The sequence below is a fragment of the Ferdinandcohnia jepli genome, assembly GCF_047246645.1.
In the GTDB taxonomy this organism is placed as follows: Bacteria; Bacillota; Bacilli; order Bacillales; family Bacillaceae_L; genus Ferdinandcohnia.
Window position 1 is genome coordinate 48601 of record NZ_JBFOKR010000021.1, and the last position, 20873, is coordinate 69473.

A 20873-nucleotide genomic window follows, 5' to 3' on the forward strand; every position below is an offset into this window, starting at 1 on the left:
CCCCTCCCATTAATAATTACTTATACTTTAAACTTACTCACTAGCAACTGAAGGTTCATTGCTAATTGAGATAGGTTAGTTGCAGATGCAGTAACCTCTTCCATAGAAGCTAATTGCTCCTCAGTAGAAGCAGCTACACTTTGCGAATGCATCGAGGTGTCCCTGATTACAGTTGTGATGTTAGTAATCGTTGCAGAAACTTCCTGCGCACCTGCTGCAATTTGCTCTGAGGTTGCCGCCATCTCCACAATTCGTTCACCCATATCCTCCATTGACGAAAGAATTTCAGAAAAGCTTTGCTCTGTTTTACCTGCTATTTCAATACCTAATTGGACATCTTCTTTTACTTGTGAAATAGAATGATTTGATTTTCCCATTTCCAGTTGAATATCCTGAATAAGCTCAGAAATTTGAGTAGCAGACTTCTGTGATTGCTCTGCAAGCTTGCGGACTTCATTAGCAACTACCGCAAATCCTTTTCCATGTTCACCAGCTCTAGCAGCCTCAATCGCCGCATTTAGCGCTAGTAGATTTGTTTGGTTAGAAATCTCCGTAATCACTTTTGTAATTTCTCCAATTTCAACAGAACGGTTTTCTAACACCTTGAAAACATCTCCACTTACCTTAACCGAACGATCAATCGAATGAATTTGCGAAACGGTTTTCCTCACAAATTCCCCACCAATTTTAGCATGTTCAGTTGCTCTACCACCTGCTTCAGCTACACTTGACGAATGATCAGCGATATTTTGTATCCCAATTGTAACCTCTTCTAAGGATTTTGAGCTATCCTCAAGATTTTCTGTGGTTGTTTCAGCTCCACTAGCTACATGTTGAATAGCATTAGTAATTTCTTCCGTAGCTTTACTAGTTTGATCAGCTCCGGCAGTTAACTGTTCAGAGGAAGAGGCCACTTGTTCTGAAGTTTGAAGAACCTCATCTATCATTACTCTTAGATTACTCCTCATTGCATTATAACTGTTTGATAATGCCGTTAATTCATCTCCACTATTATCAACAACCTCAACTGTGAAGTCTCCATCCCCCGCTTTCTCTAAAGCTATTGAAAGGGTAACTAATCTTTTACGTAACCTTCTAGTAAATAGAAACACCACAAAGATAGCTAAAAGTAAGACCACAACTAACACTGGGATAAATATCAGTAGAAAAGATGAATAAATTTCATTAATAACTTCCTGAGAAGCACCAACATAAAACATTCCGACAATTTCATCATTGCCATCCCGAAGCGGCATATATGCTGCTTGATATGTATCGCCAGCAACCACCGCTTCACCATAATAATTTTTGCCTTCCTTTAAGACGATGTTTGCTACTTTTTCTGATACTTTTGTTCCAATGGCTCTTTCTCCGTCAATCATGACATTTGTTGATATTCTAGTATCAAGTAAGAAAATAGTTACTGTATCTCCTGTTAATTCTCCAATATAATCGACAAAATCATATTTCTCATTTAATGATAATGCACCTTTATATAGTTTCTCTCCTTCAATTGACCAGCTACCAGGGTATTTACGCTCAAGATAATCATATGCAAATTCCAAGTCTCCCCTTGCCTTTTCAACAGCAAACTTCTCAATTCCTTTACTAACTTGCTGCAGGCCAATTACACCAATAATAGCTGATAAAAGTACAACAATACTTACAACAATTACGTTAATTTTTGTGCCCAGCATAAAGTTGGCCTTATTACTACGTTTAAAAGTAAATCCCCGTTTCTTTTTCATTCTGTAATTCCCCCAAGAAGTATTTTTCATCTTAAAAAACTATATATCAATATACTTAAAATTTAAACACTTCTTATTCGAAATAATGAAAATAAATATTTCAAAATAACAAAAAACGCCAAGCATCACATAGATACTTGACGTTTTACTATATTATTTCACTTCAACCCAACCATTTTTAATAGCCACTACAACTGCTTGGGTTCTGTCATTAACGTTCATTTTTTGTAGTATATTACTCACATGGTTTTTAACTGTTTTTTCACTAATAAACAGGTCATCGCCAATTCCACGATTACTCTTTCCATCTGCAAGTAACTGAAGAACCTCACATTCCCTCCTGGTTAATATATGTAATGGACGACGAATCTCCATTTCAATATGAGGGTGTGAAGACATAGTTTGCCCGCTTGCAACTGCAAGTCGACGGTATTCTCTAACAAGATTATGCGTAACCCTAGGATGTAAATATGATCCACCATCTGCAACTACTTTAACAGCTTCGACTAATGAATCAGCATCCATTTCCTTTAATAAATATCCATTCGCACCAGTCTTAAGGGCATGCGTTACATAGCTTTCATCATCATGGATCGATAGGATAATTACTTTCGTCTCAGGATATGTTTCAATCAGCTGCTTGGTTGCTTCAACTCCGTTCAAGTTCGGCATATTAATGTCCATAATAACAACATCAGGCTTGTATTGTTCTACAAGCGCCACTGCTTGTACTCCGTCATCACCTTCTGCTACCACTTGAAAGGTTGCTTCATAATCTAATATCCTTTTTACACCTTCTCGAAATAATTGGTGATCATCAATAATTACTATGCTTGTTTTCATGTACAACGCCTCCCCCTTTCATTCTGACAATTGAGGCATTTTCGGTCAATACACCTTTTGCAGTAATTCATAACGAAATATCCATTATTTTTCATTACGTTATACCATTTATTGGTGATTGAATGTCTAATTATTAGTTATAAACCATTTCTTGTAACGTATCAACAGTATATTTGCTGGAATATCATTCAACTTTTCTCGGCAAAAAATATAACCTGATTCTTGTTTTTTCGACAGTGCAAACATTTTTAAAGATAGGTCACTCAGAATTGACCTATCTATTTTACCTATACTTCAATTGGAACCTGAATCATGATGATTGTTCCCGCTCCAATACTTGAATCAATCGTAATATTCCCATCGAGTAAATCGACTCTCTCACGCATACCAATTAAACCAAAGGAGTCATGTTTTTTCTCACGAATATCAAAACCTTTGCCATTGTCCTTCACAATCACAGTTACATGATGCTTGGCTAACTCCAGCTTTACTGTAATTTCACTAGCTTCCGCATGCTTTAACGCATTTTGTACAGCTTCCTGAACCATTCGGAAGATCGCCACTTCAAATTTCGAAGTAATTCTTCTCTCTGATCCTATATACACAAATTTAATTTTAGTGTCACTGTTATATTCTTCGATTGTGCATAGATATTTTTTGAGGGTTGGAATTAATCCAAGATCATCCAGTGCCATTGGTCTCAAATCGTAAATGATTCTTCGAACCTCATAAAGCGCCGAGCGCACCATTTTCCGTAAATCTTTAATTTCATTATACCCTTCCTCAGGATCCTGGCGAAAGACCTTATCAATTATTTGTGATCGAAGCATTACATTCGCAAGCATTTGTGCCGGCCCGTCATGTATCTCGCGGGAAAGCTTGCGACGTTCTTCCTCCTGTGCTTCAATAATTTTTAAACCAAATTCTTGTTTTTGCTTTGCGTCTTCAAGTATTTCTCCTACTTGGCGGAAATCACTGTTTAGATAATTAAGAACAACTGATATCTGTCCCACAAGATGATCGGCACGTTCAATTGTCTCATTTAAACCTAATAAACGCCTTTCCAACTCATCACGTCGATCTCGTAATTGCTTTTCGTTCTGACGAATAACTGTTAATTGCATCTGCAATTCATGAGCTTTTTCATACGCTTGTCTAATTTCATCCTCTGAATATTTTTTAAAATGGCTGCTTACCTCAGAGAGCCTTTTTCTTGCAAAGAGGGAATGCGTCTCCAGTCTATCCCCTTCTTCAATGACACGATGTACTTGCTCTTTTATTGCTCTTAACTCGTCAGTTATAGACTCGAACTCATGACGAGACTGCTCACCAATCCTGAAAATTTCATCTTTGCTGTGATCAACAGTTTTTACCATTTTTTCTAAGATTGTATCTAATACCTTCATATCAAGCTTCTTAGTAGCCATATCTCGCCCCCGCTTTCCTACATGTAAGTATCAAAATATGTTTATATGAGACTACTTTATTCATTACATTTATATTACATTTCCTACCTATCCATAAACTTATCATTGATGTAAGAAATATGTCGTTTTATAATAGAAGAATGGGCAAAATTCCTTATTTACAATTTGCTCCATGACCCTAATGAAACTAGGCTACCGTGCCTAGTATATAGAAGGTATCATTACTTTCTTATGACCACAAAGGAGGTCTATAAGGAGATGCTCAGTCACTATTATACAGCAAAAGGCTACGGAGAACATGAAATTAATATACAAAAGTCCCGATTCATTGCATATATAAACCGTGCCACAACAGAGGAAGAGGCTCAACACTTTATTCAGGAAATAAAAAAGAAGCATTGGGACGCAACCCACAACTGCTCGGCGTATCTTATTGGTGAAAATGACCAGATTCAAAAAGCAAACGATGATGGTGAGCCTAGTGGTACAGCAGGTGTTCCTATCCTTGAGGTTCTTAAAAAAAAGAAGCTTAAAGACACTGTTGTAGTAATTACGCGCTACTTCGGCGGCATAAAATTAGGTGCGGGTGGACTTATCCGTGCATACGGAAAAGCTACTTCAGAAGGCCTGCAGTCAACAGGAATAGTTGAACGAAAACTAATGAGAGTCATGCATTCAAGTATTGATTATACCTGGCTTGGAAAGGTTGAAAACGAACTGCGGTCATCGGTTTTTCTTTTAAAAGACATACATTATCTTTCTGATGTAGAAATTGAAGCGTATGTAGAAGAAGAGCAAAAGCAGCAGTTTACAGATTGGATGACAGAACTTACTAATGGAAAAGCCAATATTTCTGAAGGTCTTGTGACATATTTAGAAAATGAGATATAAAAAATTCGCAACTGAGGAGAATATAAGTAATGAATAATAATAGATATCTGCTGAAAAAGAAGAAGCGCAGAAAAAAAATAATTTGGTTATTCCTAATCCCACTTTTCACATTACTAATTGGTGCTGGTGTATATGGTGCCTACCTTTTTAATAAAGCATCAAATGTCGCTGCAGATTCAAAAACCGAGCTTAATCGTGGGGAAAAATCAGTAAAGCGTGTTGAACCTGTTGATCCTAAGCATGATAATATTTCAATTCTTTTTGTCGGAGTAGATGACAGTGCAACAAGATCAGCTGAATATGGTGATGCAGTTCGTTCTGACGCCCTAATTTTAGCTACATTAAACGAATCAAAGAAATCAATTGAAATGGTCAGCATTCCACGTGATTCTTATGTGTATGACCCAATCCGTAAGAAGAAAGATAAAATTAACCATGCCCATGTCTACAATGGTGTTGATGGAACAATTGCAACAGTAGAGGAATTATTTGATATTCCAGTGGATTATTATGTAAAAATGAATTTTGAAGCTTTTATCGATGTTGTAGAAGCACTTGATGGTATCACAGTAGATGTACCAGTTTCATTTACAGAGCAAGACAGTAAAGACCGACCAGATGCAATTAGTCTTAGAAAGGGAATTCAAGAACTTGATGGTGAAGAAGCCCTTGCCCTTGTTAGAACGAGAAAGATTGACAGTGATATTGAACGTGGTAAAAGACAGCAGCTGGTTGTAAAAGCAATTATCGACAAAGCGATTTCGGTAGGTTCGATTACTAAGTATGGTGGAGTTATTGATGCACTTGGAGATAACATTACGACGAACCTTGCTTTCGGTGAGATGCTTTCGCTTTACGATTACGCAGCATCTGGACAAAAACTCCAAATTCAAAACCATGTGCTAGAGGGTGTTGATGACTGGACTGATCGAGGATATTATTACCAGGTAAGTAAAGATAAGCTTGAAATCCTTTCTCAAACACTTAAGGATCACCTTGGTATTACTTCAACAGGACAACGCGATAGTTCTTCTGAAGAGAGTGTTGAAGACTTTACTTCTGTTGATACAAACTAATACGAGCAAAAGCTATCGGCATTATGCTGATAGCTTTTTTATTTACTAAAAGGGACTTCAGTCATGTTTCATAGAAGTTACATTTACTAATTATTTGTAACAAAATTTTTGGGGAAAGGATTGGAGTGGATTTATGCGTGGTTATTTCAAGAGTTAACACTACAATAAATTCCGGTATTGGTTGTAAAACATTTGATCCTTAAAGCTGGTGTATAACAAGGTGATACACGTGTCATATAACTCCATAGGTACATCATACTCAAAGTTTGGGACCTGGAACTCCCTTGATTGTAGAAATTCACGTTCAACCAAGCACTGTTGTAGTCATTGAGTCCTTAAATTGCCCCCATAACATAAAAAAACACACGAACGTAAAACGCGCTCGTGTGTTTATATAAGATTATTTCATTTTTTGTGGAACTTTAATGACACTAAACATATTTAACAACGGACGATATTCTTTTCCAACTAAGCCAATTTTCTCGACGATTAATTCAATTGCAATTAACAATACTACAACTACTACTAGTGATCCCCAAACTGTTGCTTGTGAGAACACAACGGCAGATAATCCAAAAATGGCACTCATCCCGTAAATCATAAGCACTGTCTTACGGTGACTGTATCCCAATTTAAGTAGACAGTGGTGTAAATGTGATTTGTCCGGTGCAGAAAGTGGCTGCTTGTTTACAATACGTCTAATAATTGCAAAGAATGTATCAGATATTGGAACCCCGAGAATAATGACAGGAACAATGAAAGAAATTAATGTTACGTTTTTAAATCCTAATAGTGATAATACCGCAATCATATATCCTAAGAATAAGGCCCCTGTATCACCCATGAAAATTTTTGCTGGGTGGAAATTATAAAATAAAAATCCTAATGTACTAAATAAGACTAATAATCCGATACTAAGAACGAATCCATCACCCATAATAATTGCCATTCCCGAAATGGTGATTAAAGCAATGGATGAAACACCAGCAGCAAGTCCGTCAAGTCCATCAATTAAATTGATAGCATTTGTAATCCCCACAATCCAGATAACTGTTAACGGGATTGTTAAATAACCCAATTGAAGTTCACCAATACCAAATGGAAGGTTTATCATCTCAACGTCAACGCCATTAAATATTACAACAAATGCCGCTGCCAGTTGGCCAACTAACTTCCACTTTGCTGAAAGTTCAAATAGATCATCAAGAATTCCAGTTATAACAATGATAATACTACCAATCAAAATTGGCCATTTATATGGGCTTTCTGGTTGTAGAATAAGAAAACCAATGATAAAACTTGCAAATATAGCTAATCCTCCTAAACGAGGCATGATTTTTTGATGTACTTTTCGGTGGTTAGGTTGGTCAGTTGCCCCAATTTTTATTGCCAATTTAATGACCAATGGGGTTAAAAGAATAGCTGCTATAAAGCAGACCAACGATACAATATATAACATGAAGAATCCCCCTCATCCTTACTGTAACCATTTCAGCGATTTTTAATATCTATATCTCTTAGTATGATTCGTTTCATTTACGTTTTTTTAGACTGTCCTATAATTATAACTATGCCTATGGCAAACACTAAAGTGGATTATACCATAGTCTATTTATTTTGTATAACAGGAAATTTTTGAGCAAAGTATAATCATAGATTCCGAGTTATTTGACGTAATAAAAACGAAAAAGTTTCACAATACAGTAAAATTTCTGTAACAGGAGTTAATTTTAGCATCCTAATAAAAGGATAAAGCCCTATTATTTCTACATTAAGTGTTGAGTAGTCGTTTGAACAACTACACTATTTTAATAGGGCTCTCTATAAAATACTTCGGTATGCTGTATAAACACTGTTACTAAAATTAGAGAGTGAATAGATGGATTCTGCCTTCTCATGAAGATTTTTTCCTATTTCGCCTAATCGGTCCTGGTCCTTCAGTGCGATATACTCTTTAATTTCATGCACCAAGGCCTGTACATTTTTGGAAGGTATGACTCTACCTAGAGAATTGTCAGAAATCAATTCTTTAACTCCTCCTACATCCGTTGAGATAACTGGGACATCAGCCCTGGCCGCTTCCAGGATAACAAGCGGAAAACTCTCACTATAAGAGGTTAATATGTTTGCATCTGCGACTAATAATAAACCATGTATGTTTTCCTGATGACCTAAGAAAGTAACGTGGTCCTCAATTCCTAATTGTTTAGCTCTCCCCTGGAGTTCCTGTGAAATTGGTCCGTCACCAACTAGTAACAGTTGAACCTGCGGGTACACCTTACTAACCTCAGAAATTGCCTCAAACGCAATTACATGCCCCTTAACGGGATGTAATCTAGCAATCATCATAATAACAAAATCATCATTCTTCACACCTAATTCATCTCTTGTTATAGGTGTGTATTCCGGTATATCAAAGTCAATTCCATTATAAATGGTAGTAATTTTGTTCCGATTAAAACCAAAATCAACTAGCATATTTGTGAAATTGTTTGAGATTGCAAAGAAATGATCCATTTTTTTTAACGAAAGAAAATGCAGTTTCGTAAATACCTTGCCCTTTAGTCCGCCTTCTAAAAAATCATCACGTGGATCGCTGTGGATCGTTGTAACCCATTTGCAATTCGTGGAACCTTTTAAAAGAAATGCATATAGATTAGCTCTTGGTCCATGAGTATGAACAATATCTATTTCATTTTTATTAATAAAGTCCCTTATTCTTTTTAGGATTGATAAATCATAGCGAGATGATTGTGTAAAGAGTTCGACTTTAATGCCGAGCTGCTTTGCTCTATTCGCCATCTCTCCCTCTTCAAAAACACCTAAGATAAATTCTTCCCGATTCAGTGCATTTAGTAATGAAAGAATGTGAATCATTCCCCCACCAGTTTCCGCACCGGCATTTAAGTGAAGTACCTTCATTGTATCCCCCTATAAAACTGTAGAATTTATTCCTTGGAATTTTTATTAATTATTTCGTGCATTCTTTCAAAGCGCTTTTCCCAGGTTGAATTATGAAGAAAATCCTTTAGTTCCTCATACCGAATCTCTGAATTTAAAATGCTGATATACAATGTAGATATCGCATTTTGCACATCAGAGTAGGTATTCGCATGAATCACATACGGATACTCACCAATATGGGGGATCCCTGTAGATACTGTCGGTAGTCCAAAATATAAATACTCATATATCTTTATTGGGTCTACCGCCTCTGATAATTTGCTATGTTTAAACGGTATGATTCCAACATGCCAGTTACTTACAAATTCATAAAGTTCACTTGGGTGTACTTTACCGTAATACTTTATATTAGTTGATTTACTAATGCGGTCCAGCAAATGATCTGGAACCCCATGTCCCACTAAGTGAATAACATTCTGTTTATTTTCTGCAAGAGCAAAAATAAGAGCATAATCAAACCAAGAATCTGTTAAATGTCCAAAATAGCCAATATGAACCTTCTTATCGCCAGCCTCTGTTCGTAAAGCTACATTCTCTTTCTTAGATAGACTTTCTTGAAAACCGTTACCAATAACATAGATGTCGTCTCTAATATAAGAAAACTTTTGTTTTAATGGTTCAGATACAGCAAAGACAAAATTTGAGTTCTTGATGATTTGTTCTTCTATCTCTTTTTTGTACCACGGAGCATGTCCAACTTTAAAAAATTCTTCCCATTCATCCATGTTATCGTAAACAGTGATGTAGTTCTTCTTTTTTAATACTTCTAGAGGTTCATGGAATGCCTTTGCTGGGAATGTAGTGATAAATGTTTTATCCTGTATGTCGTTTAAGATATCCAATTGCTCTAACCCATAGATAAGGTCGTACATAGGTATTTGATAGATATTCTTGTATACCTTTTGGTAATTCTTTTCTAATTTTTCGTGGGTATCAAATTGCCACACAACATAAATAACTGCATGGTTTTGATCTGCTAGGTATTTTGCAAGGTTTATGGTACGTTGGTTATAAACCTCGTCAAATTCTAACGCAGACGTAATAATTTTTACGCCTTTTATTTCAGATGCATGATACGCTCTCAAAATTTCATTATAAATAACTGGAATTTGTTTATTTTCTTTATAAATCATACGGTCCATTCCACTCATAGCCATTAATCTGCTGTTTGCTTTTTTAATGGTAGTTAACACACCGTCGCGTTTCATTGCATTTGTAAATTTACCAATACTTTGTTTTAGTAAAAGAAGCTTATCACTCATTCGTTTCTCCTTCAGTACGCTAAATTGATTTTTCTAAGCCCCTTATTTTAAAAGGGTCTTATATAAATTCTTATACTTTTCAATCATAATCTCATTACTGAAATGTTTTTGGAAGTCTTCGGCTGCATTTTTTTCCATTTCTTTTTTAAGATTTTCATCATTAAGTAGAGTCTTAATTTTACTTACCATCGCATCGATGTCCTTCATAGTTACTAAGAAACCGTTTCTTCTATCATCGATAACCTCAGCTGTGTTACCAACATCTGTAACAACAACTGCTTTTCCATATGCCATTGCCTCAAGTAATGTTAATGGCGCGCCTTCCCACAATGAAGACATCACATATATATCCATAACCTTAAAGAGTTCGTTAACCTTTTCTACATGCCCTAAAAATAATATATTTTCCTCTGTTTGGGCAATTCCCTTTAATTTAGCCGTGTATTCTGCATCACCAGTTCCAGGTATTAGAAAATAAAGATTTTTATATTCCTTGTTTAATCGTTTGGCCACTTCAATGAAATATTCGAGTCCCTTTTGCACATCGATGCGGGATAAAGTACTAATGATTATAGAATCCTGTGGTAAACCCAATTCTTTTTTTATCTCATTACGATCTCGATTAGTTTGAATTAGTCTTTCCGAATCAATCGAGTTACGAATGGATATACAATTATTTTTATTAAAAATTAAAAAATGCTTTTTATTGAAGCGATTCACTGATTCCGAAACGGAAACAATTCGATCTGCAAGATTTAAATAGAAACTATATTTTATTTTACCCCAAGGATTAACAAAGAATTGATATGTATTGTGCGTAGTTTCTATTAATTTCACCTTTGCTTTTTTTGCTGCAAGCATTCCATCTAAACAAAAATGGGTTTGTATAATATCAATACGTTCGTCATCGATCAGTTTTGCAAGATTGTTCACGCGTGCTTTCTTCGTGGAGCTCTCCTTTATTTCATAACAAATAAATCCCTTTTGTTTAAGTCTGTCACTTACATCTCCACCGCGGAAATAAGCTACACGTACATCAAACACATCATCATTGGTATTTTTGACTAGGTTATAAATAACCTCTTCAAGACCACCTTTATCAAGTGAATCTGTAACATGTAAAATTTTTATTCGATTTCCCATCATATCTCCTCACTACCTTCTATAGCTGTACTCACTTTATCCTTTGAATTTCTTCAAAATTACCTTAATTATGAACTGAGGTAATGCTAGCATTCGTTTCCATCTTGATGGTTGCTTTACTAATCTATAGAACCACTCAAGATTTAGTTTTTGCCATATTTCCGGTGCACGCTTTACATTACCAGCGATAACATCAAAGCTTCCACCTACACCTATGAATATTCCCTTATTCATCTGCTTCAGGTTTTGATAAATCCACTTCTCTTGTCTTGGTACGCCTAAAGCAACAAATACTAAATCCGGTTGTAAATCCTTTATCTGATTTGATATTTCTATATTATTGCTATCAAAGAACCCATGATGGGAACCCACAATTTGTACATTCTCATATTGTTTTTCAATATTCGAAATAGTTTTTGCTAATACCGTTTCTTCTGCACCAAGAAGGTAGACCTTATATGATTCATTATTCGCAACTTCTAGAAGTTTTAACATTAAGTCATATCCCGCTACACGTTCTGGTAAAGGGTTTTGTAAGATTTTTGATGCGATTACCACCCCTATTCCATCAGCGATAACCATATTTGCTGAATCTAATGCTTTTTTATACTCTTCATCTTGGATAGACTGCATCACAATTTCAGGATTTGCTGTTACGATAAAAGTTTTTTCCTCATTTTTTAATCGAGTTGTAAGAGTGTTAACTAATTGCAACAATGTTGTGTTGATGAACTCTACACCCAATATATCTACTTTGTTTTTCATTTATATTTTTCTACTCCTCAACATCATAATTTGAATCGTCTATACAAGTACAACAATATTGCGCAAAAAGGAAAAGCCTCAAAAGAAGTAGCTTTTCCTTTCTTTTCTCTATTCTATCTCTAAGTCAACCAGTAAATATGCAAACTGTACCATAAAGAATATAATAACACCTGGTGCAGTCAATACATGACCCGCCGTAAAGGCGATTCCGAGACCTAATGCTAAGCCGCTTGCAATAAGGGCATACTTAATGTTGAATATTTTACTGAAGTTTTTAACAACTGCTACAACTAATAATATTCCGTAGTATAAGAACGGGAAGATAATCATAATAAAGCCAATAATACCAAATGAATAGAACAAATCATGGAAGTCGCGTTCAATTAATTTTGCATGTTCTTCAAAATTGCCGCCATATCCCATTCCGAACAATCGCTGCATAACAGATGCATCTTGATAGTATTCTTTATACATCTCTTCATATAATTGTCGGCCACTAAATAGTAATGCCTCTGTCTGTTCTTGCTGGTGTGTTTCATTAACTGTCTCCGGGTCTACTGCAGGATCTTCCGTTTCAGTCCCAGTATTAGTTCCTTGATCTTCCTGCTCTTGGAGTGACTGATAATGCAGATTTGTATTTACTGCCATTGGAGTATGTGGCGTAAATACAATAAGCAACCCAAGAATAACAACTGCCACAATAGTATTGAGTAATATACCAGGCTTTGCGTCACTTTTCTTACGAGTAATAATGAATCGAAGTAACCCCATGAAAATTGTAATTGCAAATACAATAACAATCGCACCGTAGCCAACTTTTGTTCCAATTGCTAGCAGCGAAAAAATCATAAGGAGCGAAGGAATCCAATAATATAATTGCTTCCAGGACTTTGTTTTATCGATTGAATATAACACTACAATAGGTAACGAAATCGCAAGCAAAGTTCCTAGTTCATTTGCTGCAAAGAACCAACCTTTAGAACCCGACTTCATGTAATCATAGCTTCCATAATCAGTACCTGTCACAATGGAAACAACCATAATGATATTGGTAATAAGGGACGCATATACAATTGAATTCTTCATTTTATCTTCTATAGTTGTGTTGGCACGTAACGCTTTAAAAACGAGAATGTAACTACCCAACATTAAATAAGGATACATAGTCTTAGCTACTAGCTTAATTTCTTCTCCCATATAAATTGGAGATTTTGATAAGTAATTATTCACAAACCCAATAAGCAATACAATACCTAATCCAATTAGATAGATAATATATTTTCTGTTGTCCTTTTCTTTTGCCCTTATTAATAAAAATACGGCTGCTGCAACCATGACAATCATCCGAACAATAATACCAACTGTTATATTGATTTCGAGAACAAGTATACAAAAAGCTGTAAGTAAATCTAAGATTGGTTGAAGTATGATAAAAAGCAGTAAAAAGGATTCAAATTTATTTTCAGAGTTATTCCAGTTAGCAATCATATAATTCCTTACCCCTTTAGTTATATATAACATTATTACTAATGCTTTAAGTAATTTTAGATAATCCAATCAAAAGAATAACATATTCAGACAGCAAATTAAATGGAAATTATCTAAAAAGAACCTTTTTTGTAGATTTATGTTACTTTTTGTAAATAACTAAAAATGTCTAAAAATTATTTATTACATCTTTCGATAAGATACAATTCATTCGTGTCCGTTTCCACCAAATTATTAAATCATTCCATTTGGACTATATGATATAATGATTTATTGTTGATTTACCATTTTCCTTTGTGTAAATTGAATCATAGAGAATAAATAGCAATAATACAGTTTTTGCTTTTAATATGGAGGGAACTAATTTTATGTTGATTTCACAAAACGACACTCCACTTCGATCAGCCCAACTAACTATGGTTGAAATGATGAAGGTTGTTCACTCAGTGTGTGTCGAACATAACATATCGTATTGGCTTTCTGATGGATCTTTGTTAGGTTCTGAAAGGCATAAAGGTTTTATACCCTGGGATGACGACTCAGATATTGGAATGTTGCGAGATGACTACAATAAATTTGCAAAAGTTATAGCAGACAAGCTTCCATCAAAATTTCATATTGAAACGGAAACCGTTCATACCCATGGAAAACATAATTGGTTAAAAATATTATACCTTGATGATTTTGAATGGGAAGATTGGAATGGTGAAAATAGAAAAGGTATTTCAATCGATATTTTTCCTTTTGATTTTGTTCAAGCTCCAAATCACAAAACACCACTTGAAAAAGGTGTCCATCGACTTGCCAGTATACTATATCCAGAAAACGTTACAGGGTTAAAAGATTTAATCCGAAGAATCATATATAATTCCAAAATTCACAACATGTATACAAAAGTCAATAAGCCTTCGAAGTATATAACGTATGGAATCGAAACACCGTACTTTGGTTGGGCATATTTTGAAGTTGATGATATATTCCCACTGCAAATGGGAGAATTCGAAAACAATCAATTTTATATTCCTAGGAATCCTAGCCGATATCTCACTACTCTTTATGGAGATGATTATATGGAGTTACCTGAGGAATCAAAAAGACAAAGCCATATGACAAACCTTTCCTTTTCAAAAGATCACCAATAATTTATACCGAAGGGTAAGAAATTAATAATGCAGAAATCATCATTGGTAAAAAACGTTATATTCAAGATTATTTTAAACGTATTTAATATAATCATCCCTTTATTAATAGGCCCGTATGTGTATAGAACACTTGGGGCTGATTCCATTGGTAAAGTTCAGTTCTCCGAAACCATCTTTAATTACTTTTTTATTTTTGCTGTATTTGGTGTTTATCAATACGGACTTAGAGAAATGAGTCGCATAAAAGGTAATCAACAAAAGGTAAACCAGCTGTTTACAAGCTTACTAACAATCAGTATTGTTACTAGTGTTTCATCGCTTCTTGTATACTTTGTAGTCATATATTTGGGATACGGTGATAATGCCATATTTCCTATCCTGCTTCTATATAGTATTAACTTAATAGGAAATATCTTTTATGTGGAGTGGGTCAATGAGGCGAACGAAAAGTATGACTTTATTACAATAAAAACTGTAATTATCAAAGGTCTCTATGTTGTTCTCCTATTTGCACTTGTAAAAACGCCGGACAATTATATGGAATACGCTTCTTTGTTAATTTTAACGACAGTTTTAAATAATATTGTAAGCTTTGTTTATATCAAAAGAAAAATCAAGCTTGATTTCTCTCATATAACGTTAAAAAAGCATATTAGACCTTTATTCCTGGTTGTTATTTTTTCAAACGCAAATATTCTTTATAATCAATTGGACCGCTTTATGCTTGGTGAATTTCTCGGTGAGGCAAAGGTTTCATTCTATGTAATGGCTCAGCAAATGATGGGTATTGTTAATACATTAATGCTCAGTATTATCCAGGTGACGATTCCACGGTTATCCTACCTCTCTGGTAGTGAAGATGAAGAATCATATCTATATCTGCTTAATAATATCTCAAGAATTTACTTTGCCTTTTTATTCCCGGCCTCCATCGGCTTATTTATTATTTCTGATTTCGGGGTTCTCCTATATGGGGGAGCTGCATTCGTAGATGCTTCACCTGTATTAAAAGTGTTTTCGATTTATATGATTTTTCTTGGAATTGAATCTATACTCTCAAATCAAATTATCTATGTAAAGCAAAAGGAAAACATTCTTGTTCGACTCGTTTTCGTTGCTGGCTTTATTAACGTAGTTTTGAACTCTTTATTAGTCCTTTTTAACGTTTTTTCACCTACAACAGCTATCTTCACGACAACAATCGCAAATGTTTTATTAATAACATTTGAGTACATTTATATTCGAAAACAATTAAAGGTTGATTATAAATTATTTGAAATATCAAAACTGAAATATCTATTTTATGCCCTTATTTTTCTGCCAATTTCCTATGTGATTGATCTCTTTACCTCAGGTATGTTGCTAACATTTATCTTGGATATTTCAATAAACATAGTAGTTTATTTTGGGATACTATATTTTACTAAAGATTTTGTTCTTGCATTATTTTTAGATAAAATAAAAGCAAAATTGAGAAGAAAGGCATAAAGACTTATAGTAATGTAAAAAGCGGAGTTTCCCAATTCGGGAACTCCGCTTTTGTTTTATTTTACTGTGGACTTAATGCTGTTGGACTTTGAAATAACTGTTCCTTGGTCGTCCACTACTTTAATTTGAATTTTATTTTCTTTAAGTGAATTCAGGTAATCAGCTGACACGGTTGCTTTCATTTTTGTTGGACTTACAAATTCGGTTGGAAGTTGTTCGCCATTGAGATAGGCAACACCATTCGAAACAAAGAATGAACCCTCCAGCTCCACTATATAGTAGCCCTGCTGATTTTTTGCAGCCTCTGCTGAAGTTATCTCGTTTTTCCCACTACCAAGTAAATAATCGTCCACTGGCGTCACATCATAATTTTTATACAAGTGCTGACGACCTTTTAATGTATCATATTGAAGTAGTTTATAATCTAATAAATCATCCTCTTTGATACCTACTTCTTCATAAAACATTGTTTTAGGAATTCTGTGCATTCCTTGTAAATATAGTAAACGGTTCATTTGGAAGATGGGTGACATTTCTTTTCCTGCATAAGCTAGAATATATGAACCTAAAAAGTTTGCTGTCATATTCAGTTCTTCTTTCACTTTAGGTTCTTTAAAATTGTCCCAAACAAGTAATGGTGTTTGGTACATTTTAAGATATTCATTATAATCATTAAAATCCTCATTAAAATAACCGGATTCCTTATAAACATCATACCCTTTACCAAGGAAAGGCAGGTGGTCTCCATAAATAGCAACGACAGTAGGTTCATCCAGTTCTTCTATGCCTTCAATTAATAGTCGGATGGCATCATCTGTCTCTTTTAGGAGGTTTGAGTACAAGTTCAGAATATGCTTCGAACCTTCAGTCATGTTACTTGAAGTGATTTCGTTCATATTTTCGAAGCGATGGTCTGTATATGGACCATGACTACTTACCGTTACTACATTCAGGAAATCAGGGCCTTCCGTTTGTTTTAACTCGTCAAGTGCAATTTCCATTAAGCGGCGGTCATCAATCCATGGACCGATATAATTTGGATTATTGAAGAACTCCATACTAACGTACTTTTCAAATCCTAATTGTTTATAAATTTCATTCCGACCATAATACCAATTTTTAAAGTTGTGAACAGCTGTCGTATGATAACCTTGAGATTTTAAAACATGCGCCAATGAATCGATTGGACGATTAATACGATTATAATACAGCTCCTCTACCTCGAAACGAGTCGTTAAACCAGTTAATACCTCTAGCTCTGGATTAAATGTTCCTCCACCATATGAATGGCTTAAAAAGGTACCTGAAGTGTGTTCCTCCATTAATGATCGGAAATACGGTAACGGATCTTCTTTAAACTCTATGTTTTCTAACAATAACGGGTCCCATAATGCCTCTCCAAGAACAACAATTATGTTTGGATTCAACTCAGAATTAACTTCATCAGTCTTATTCGTCTCTAAATCGCCCAGAATTCTGTTAATTTCAGATTTAGTGTAGGTTTTCCCATTTCCTTTTGGTTCTTCATTTTCGGCTGCTTCCTGTAATGTCAAAAAGGCTCCTATAAACCCAAACTTATCATAGCTTTCAACTGTCTCAATATTTTCGTTATAGATTTTTGAAGAGAAGAGAGTTGGGTTCATTGTAATATAGATAAAACCAATTACTGATAATATAGACACAATAAGGCGAGGTACAAAAACGACTCTTTTCTTTAACTTAACAAATAAGATACTGAAGATAATCAGCGCTATGACAACAGCTACAGAACCTATTATTATTTTAGTTGTAATGACATCATCCATAAAAGTAAATATGTCTGCGCCTTCATCAAGAACATAAATATCAAATGGGGTAAAATATTCGCCTCTTAAGAGAAACTTTGTTCTACTTCCAAAGGCTATAATAAACAAAACTACTGATTGTAAAACTAGTAAAGGGATAAATAGAAAAGATGGTAGAAACAATAGTGCAGCCACAAAAAGGAATAAGAATAAAAAGGTTATTGCGAATGATGTTGTACTTTCAGTAAACCAGGTAAAAAATCCACTGAATGAGCCTCTATGTATTGTTTCAAAGGTAATTATATTAAATAGAGTATAGATTAAAGTTAATAGTGCCAGTAACGAGCCATTTTTAATCGATTTATTAGTAAAATAGCGCTTTAATACTTCAGGCATTATAAAACCTCCCGTTCTTCCTGTAATAGTAACCAAACATAATGCAAAAATAACATTTCTACTATACCATTCTCTTCTGAGCTTGTTAACATATAATAATATCCAATTTAAAATTAATATTTACATAAAGATAGCAACTTACTACAATTTTCATTCCTTGTAAAACATTTCTATCTATGAAATAATAGCCTTAAAAATCCAATATTGATATAGAATCTTGAAAAGGAGCATCATCAGGATGAAAAAAGTTAGAAAAGCAATTATACCGGCTGCCGGATTAGGCACGCGTTTCTTACCGGCAACAAAGGCTATGCCTAAGGAAATGCTTCCTATCGTTGACAAGCCGACAATTGAATATATTGTAGAAGAAGCTGTTGAATCAGGTATAGAAGATATTATTATTGTTACAGGAAAAGGGAAAAGAGCGATTGAGGATCATTTCGATCATGCTTTTGAACTTGAGCAGAACTTAATTGAAAAGGAAAAATTTGATTTACTTGAAAAGGTACAAGCTTCATCAAAAATGGTTGATATCCATTATATCCGCCAAAAGGAACCAAAAGGCTTGGGTCATGCAGTTTGGTGTGCACGTAATTTTATTGGTGATGAACCATTTGCTGTTCTCTTAGGTGATGATATTGTTCAAAGTGAAACACCTTGCCTTCGCCAGTTAATAAATGAATATGAATCTACACTATCATCTGTAATTGGTGTTCAAACTGTACCAGATAATCAAACACATCGTTATGGTATCATTGATCCGCTAACAAATGACGGTAGACGCTACCAAGTGAATCGTTTTGTGGAAAAACCTAAACCAGGCACTGCACCATCAAACCTTGCAATCATAGGCAGATATATTCTTAACCCCGAAATCTTTATGTTTCTTGAAAACCAAGATATTGGGGCTGGTGGCGAAATTCAACTCACAGATGCAATTCAAAGATTAAACGAAATTCAACGTGTCTTTGCCTACCAATTTGAAGGAAAGCGATATGATGTTGGGGAGAAACTAGGATTCATCGAAACAACCATTGAATTTGCCTTACAACATGAAGAAATCCATGATGATTTACTCAACTTCATGTCAAAAATCGTAGCAGCACACCAAAACAAAGAGACTACTAATTAAAAAGGTAAAACCTTCTGTTGTGATAAAAATTATCTCTAACAGAAGGTTTTTTGTATGTTTTAGGTGTGTTTGTGCTTTTTCATGACACTTGTGAATTTAAATTTGAATGTACGCTTCTACACACTAAAAATGTTCCATTAAAAGAGTACCTATCTTTTCATTAATGTCTCGAATTGGGCCAAATGGGCTTCTTTCATCACTCAATTGATATTTTTTCTTCACGTTTAGAATTCGATACACACTTTTGTCGATGCGCTCCTCCGATAGTTCACCTTTTTTTACTGCGTTTAATAGGGCTTCATACGCCTCTATCCCTTTTTGATGATTATGGGCAACCATAATCATGTCGCTACCCGCTTGGACCGTCGCTACTGCAGCTTCACTAATCCCGTAATTAGCAGAAATAGCCTTCATTGTCATATCATCAGTAATTACAATACCGTCAAAGTGCAGCTCTTCACGCAAAAGGTCGGTTATGATCTTCTTTGACATTGTTGCTGGATGTGTGGCATCTAACTTTGGTAGTAATATATGTGCTGTCATCACTACCTCTGCTTGTTCGTCGATTGCCTCCTGAAAAGGTACTAACTCAAGATTCTCCAATCGGTTAATATCATGCGATACACTTGGTAAGCCTTGATGAGAATCGACTATAGTATCTCCGTGCCCTGGAAAATGCTTAAGTACCGGAATGATTCCATTCTCTTGGATACCCTTCATCGTTTGCACACCCAAACGTGAGACAACCTCTGGATTGTTGCCATATGAACGATCACCAATTATAGGGTTCTTGGGATTACTGTTGACATCCAAAACTGGAGCAAAGTTCATATTCAATCCAAAAAGCTTTAGTTTTTCTGCTTGCAGTCTTCCGATTTGATAGGCCACTTCCTGATTGTCCAACTCTCCAATTTCTTTGTTTGACGGAAGCTTTCTTAGTTCTTCAGGAAATCTAGTGATTCTCCCCCCCTCTTCATCAATCGATAAAAATAGAGGAATTCTATTTTCCTGTTTATTCGTTGACTTTAGCGAATTAACCAAATCAAATAATTGTTTACTTGTCCTGACATTATTACCCAAAATGACAAATCCGCCTACTTTTTTGTCCACAATCATCTTTTTAGTAGAAGAATTTAGGGCATAACCTTCTACACCAACTATCATCATTTGACCTATTTTTTCTTCAAGGCTCATTTTCTTTATTTGGTTTACAATCTCTTGATCTCTCTCTTGATTGATTTCTTCCACACCACAGCTGGAGAGAATAACTCCAATGAGCAATGCAATCGTAGCCATACTAAATCGTTTGTTTTTCATACCATTT

At 35.0% G+C, this 20873-nt stretch carries 16 protein-coding genes; 5 read left to right on the forward strand and 11 right to left on the reverse strand.

Annotated features, from left to right (window positions below):
* Positions 1–20: 20 nt before the first annotated feature.
* From AB3M96_RS19875 to AB3M96_RS19885, 3 genes are all read right to left on the reverse strand, one after another.
* The gene (locus AB3M96_RS19875) at positions 21–1748 is read right to left on the reverse strand and encodes a methyl-accepting chemotaxis protein (protein WP_412969345.1); all 1728 of its coding nucleotides are present in this window, start codon (positions 1746–1748) and stop codon (positions 21–23) included.
* Positions 1749–1901: 153 nt separating this feature from the next.
* Positions 1902–2591, reverse strand: a complete 690-nt coding sequence (locus AB3M96_RS19880) for a response regulator (RefSeq protein ID WP_412969346.1) — start codon at positions 2589–2591, stop codon at positions 1902–1904.
* Positions 2592–2878: 287 nt separating this feature from the next.
* On the reverse strand, positions 2879–4018 hold the full coding sequence (locus AB3M96_RS19885; RefSeq protein WP_412969347.1) for a sensor histidine kinase: 1140 nt from the start codon (positions 4016–4018) through the stop codon (positions 2879–2881).
* A 258-nt stretch (positions 4019–4276) separates the two neighbouring features.
* On the opposite strand from AB3M96_RS19885, the gene AB3M96_RS19890 reads away from it, so the two are divergent.
* Complete coding sequence (locus AB3M96_RS19890; protein ID WP_412969348.1) at positions 4277–4909, forward strand: YigZ family protein; 633 nt, start codon at positions 4277–4279, stop codon at positions 4907–4909.
* A gap of 29 nt (positions 4910–4938) precedes the next feature.
* On the forward strand, positions 4939–5985 hold the full coding sequence (locus tag AB3M96_RS19895; RefSeq protein ID WP_412969349.1) for an LCP family protein: 1047 nt from the start codon (positions 4939–4941) through the stop codon (positions 5983–5985).
* 400 nt (positions 5986–6385) lie between these two features.
* Here the strand turns inward: AB3M96_RS19895 and AB3M96_RS19900 are convergent, their stop codons facing one another.
* The 6 genes from AB3M96_RS19900 to AB3M96_RS19925 form a co-directional block, all read right to left on the reverse strand.
* On the reverse strand, positions 6386–7444 hold the full coding sequence (locus AB3M96_RS19900; protein WP_412969350.1) for a glycosyltransferase family 4 protein: 1059 nt from the start codon (positions 7442–7444) through the stop codon (positions 6386–6388).
* A gap of 362 nt (positions 7445–7806) precedes the next feature.
* Positions 7807–8907, reverse strand: a complete 1101-nt coding sequence (locus AB3M96_RS19905) for a glycosyltransferase family 4 protein (RefSeq protein WP_412969351.1) — start codon at positions 8905–8907, stop codon at positions 7807–7809.
* A 26-nt stretch (positions 8908–8933) separates the two neighbouring features.
* Entirely contained in the window at positions 8934–10211 is a 1278-nt protein-coding gene (locus AB3M96_RS19910; RefSeq protein ID WP_412969352.1) for a glycosyltransferase family protein, read from the reverse strand.
* 42 nt (positions 10212–10253) lie between these two features.
* The gene (locus AB3M96_RS19915; RefSeq protein WP_412969353.1) at positions 10254–11354 is read right to left on the reverse strand and encodes a glycosyltransferase family 4 protein; all 1101 of its coding nucleotides are present in this window, start codon (positions 11352–11354) and stop codon (positions 10254–10256) included.
* A gap of 36 nt (positions 11355–11390) precedes the next feature.
* Complete coding sequence (locus AB3M96_RS19920; protein ID WP_412969354.1) at positions 11391–12119, reverse strand: WecB/TagA/CpsF family glycosyltransferase; 729 nt, start codon at positions 12117–12119, stop codon at positions 11391–11393.
* Between the two features lie 108 nt (positions 12120–12227).
* Complete coding sequence (locus AB3M96_RS19925; protein ID WP_412969365.1) at positions 12228–13604, reverse strand: O-antigen ligase family protein; 1377 nt, start codon at positions 13602–13604, stop codon at positions 12228–12230.
* A gap of 371 nt (positions 13605–13975) precedes the next feature.
* Here AB3M96_RS19925 and AB3M96_RS19930 point away from each other — a divergent pair, with 371 nt between their 5' ends.
* Both AB3M96_RS19930 and AB3M96_RS19935 read left to right on the forward strand, forming a co-directional pair.
* Positions 13976–14749 (forward strand): LicD family protein, encoded by a 774-nt coding sequence (locus AB3M96_RS19930; RefSeq protein WP_412969355.1) that lies wholly within the window; start codon positions 13976–13978, stop codon positions 14747–14749.
* A 27-nt stretch (positions 14750–14776) separates the two neighbouring features.
* A complete protein-coding gene (locus AB3M96_RS19935; RefSeq protein ID WP_412969356.1) occupies positions 14777–16237 on the forward strand; it encodes an oligosaccharide flippase family protein in 1461 nt (486 codons plus the stop codon).
* Positions 16238–16293: 56 nt separating this feature from the next.
* On the opposite strand, the gene AB3M96_RS19940 is transcribed toward AB3M96_RS19935, so the two are convergent.
* Positions 16294–18417, reverse strand: coding sequence for a sulfatase-like hydrolase/transferase (locus AB3M96_RS19940; RefSeq protein ID WP_412969357.1), 2124 nt, complete (start codon positions 18415–18417; stop codon positions 16294–16296).
* A gap of 238 nt (positions 18418–18655) precedes the next feature.
* Between AB3M96_RS19940 and galU the strand changes: the two genes are divergently transcribed.
* A complete protein-coding gene (gene galU, locus AB3M96_RS19945; protein ID WP_412969358.1) occupies positions 18656–19549 on the forward strand; it encodes a UTP--glucose-1-phosphate uridylyltransferase GalU in 894 nt (297 codons plus the stop codon).
* Between the two features lie 123 nt (positions 19550–19672).
* Here galU and nagZ read toward each other — a convergent pair whose 3' ends face one another.
* A complete protein-coding gene (gene nagZ, locus AB3M96_RS19950; RefSeq protein ID WP_412969359.1) occupies positions 19673–20866 on the reverse strand; it encodes a beta-N-acetylhexosaminidase in 1194 nt (397 codons plus the stop codon).
* Positions 20867–20873: the final 7 nt, after the last annotated feature.

Bases quoted from the DNA above. Each gene is read 5' to 3' on its own strand.
- AB3M96_RS19875 (WP_412969345.1), bottom strand. From the start codon at position 1,748: ATGAAAAAGAAACGGGGATTTACTTTTAAACGTAGTAATAAGGCCAAC.
- AB3M96_RS19880 (WP_412969346.1), bottom strand. From the start codon at position 2,591: ATGAAAACAAGCATAGTAATTATTGATGATCACCAATTATTTCGAGAA.
- AB3M96_RS19885 (WP_412969347.1), bottom strand. From the start codon at position 4,018: ATGGCTACTAAGAAGCTTGATATGAAGGTATTAGATACAATCTTAGAA.
- AB3M96_RS19890 (WP_412969348.1), top strand. From the start codon at position 4,277: ATGCTCAGTCACTATTATACAGCAAAAGGCTACGGAGAACATGAAATT.
- AB3M96_RS19895 (WP_412969349.1), top strand. From the start codon at position 4,939: ATGAATAATAATAGATATCTGCTGAAAAAGAAGAAGCGCAGAAAAAAA.
- AB3M96_RS19900 (WP_412969350.1), bottom strand. From the start codon at position 7,444: ATGTTATATATTGTATCGTTGGTCTGCTTTATAGCAGCTATTCTTTTA.
- AB3M96_RS19905 (WP_412969351.1), bottom strand. From the start codon at position 8,907: ATGAAGGTACTTCACTTAAATGCCGGTGCGGAAACTGGTGGGGGAATG.
- AB3M96_RS19910 (WP_412969352.1), bottom strand. From the start codon at position 10,211: ATGAGTGATAAGCTTCTTTTACTAAAACAAAGTATTGGTAAATTTACA.
- AB3M96_RS19915 (WP_412969353.1), bottom strand. From the start codon at position 11,354: ATGGGAAATCGAATAAAAATTTTACATGTTACAGATTCACTTGATAAA.
- AB3M96_RS19920 (WP_412969354.1), bottom strand. From the start codon at position 12,119: ATGAAAAACAAAGTAGATATATTGGGTGTAGAGTTCATCAACACAACA.
- AB3M96_RS19930 (WP_412969355.1), top strand. From the start codon at position 13,976: ATGTTGATTTCACAAAACGACACTCCACTTCGATCAGCCCAACTAACT.
- AB3M96_RS19935 (WP_412969356.1), top strand. From the start codon at position 14,777: ATGCAGAAATCATCATTGGTAAAAAACGTTATATTCAAGATTATTTTA.
- AB3M96_RS19940 (WP_412969357.1), bottom strand. From the start codon at position 18,417: ATGCCTGAAGTATTAAAGCGCTATTTTACTAATAAATCGATTAAAAAT.
- galU (WP_412969358.1), top strand. From the start codon at position 18,656: ATGAAAAAAGTTAGAAAAGCAATTATACCGGCTGCCGGATTAGGCACG.
- nagZ (WP_412969359.1), bottom strand. From the start codon at position 20,866: ATGAAAAACAAACGATTTAGTATGGCTACGATTGCATTGCTCATTGGA.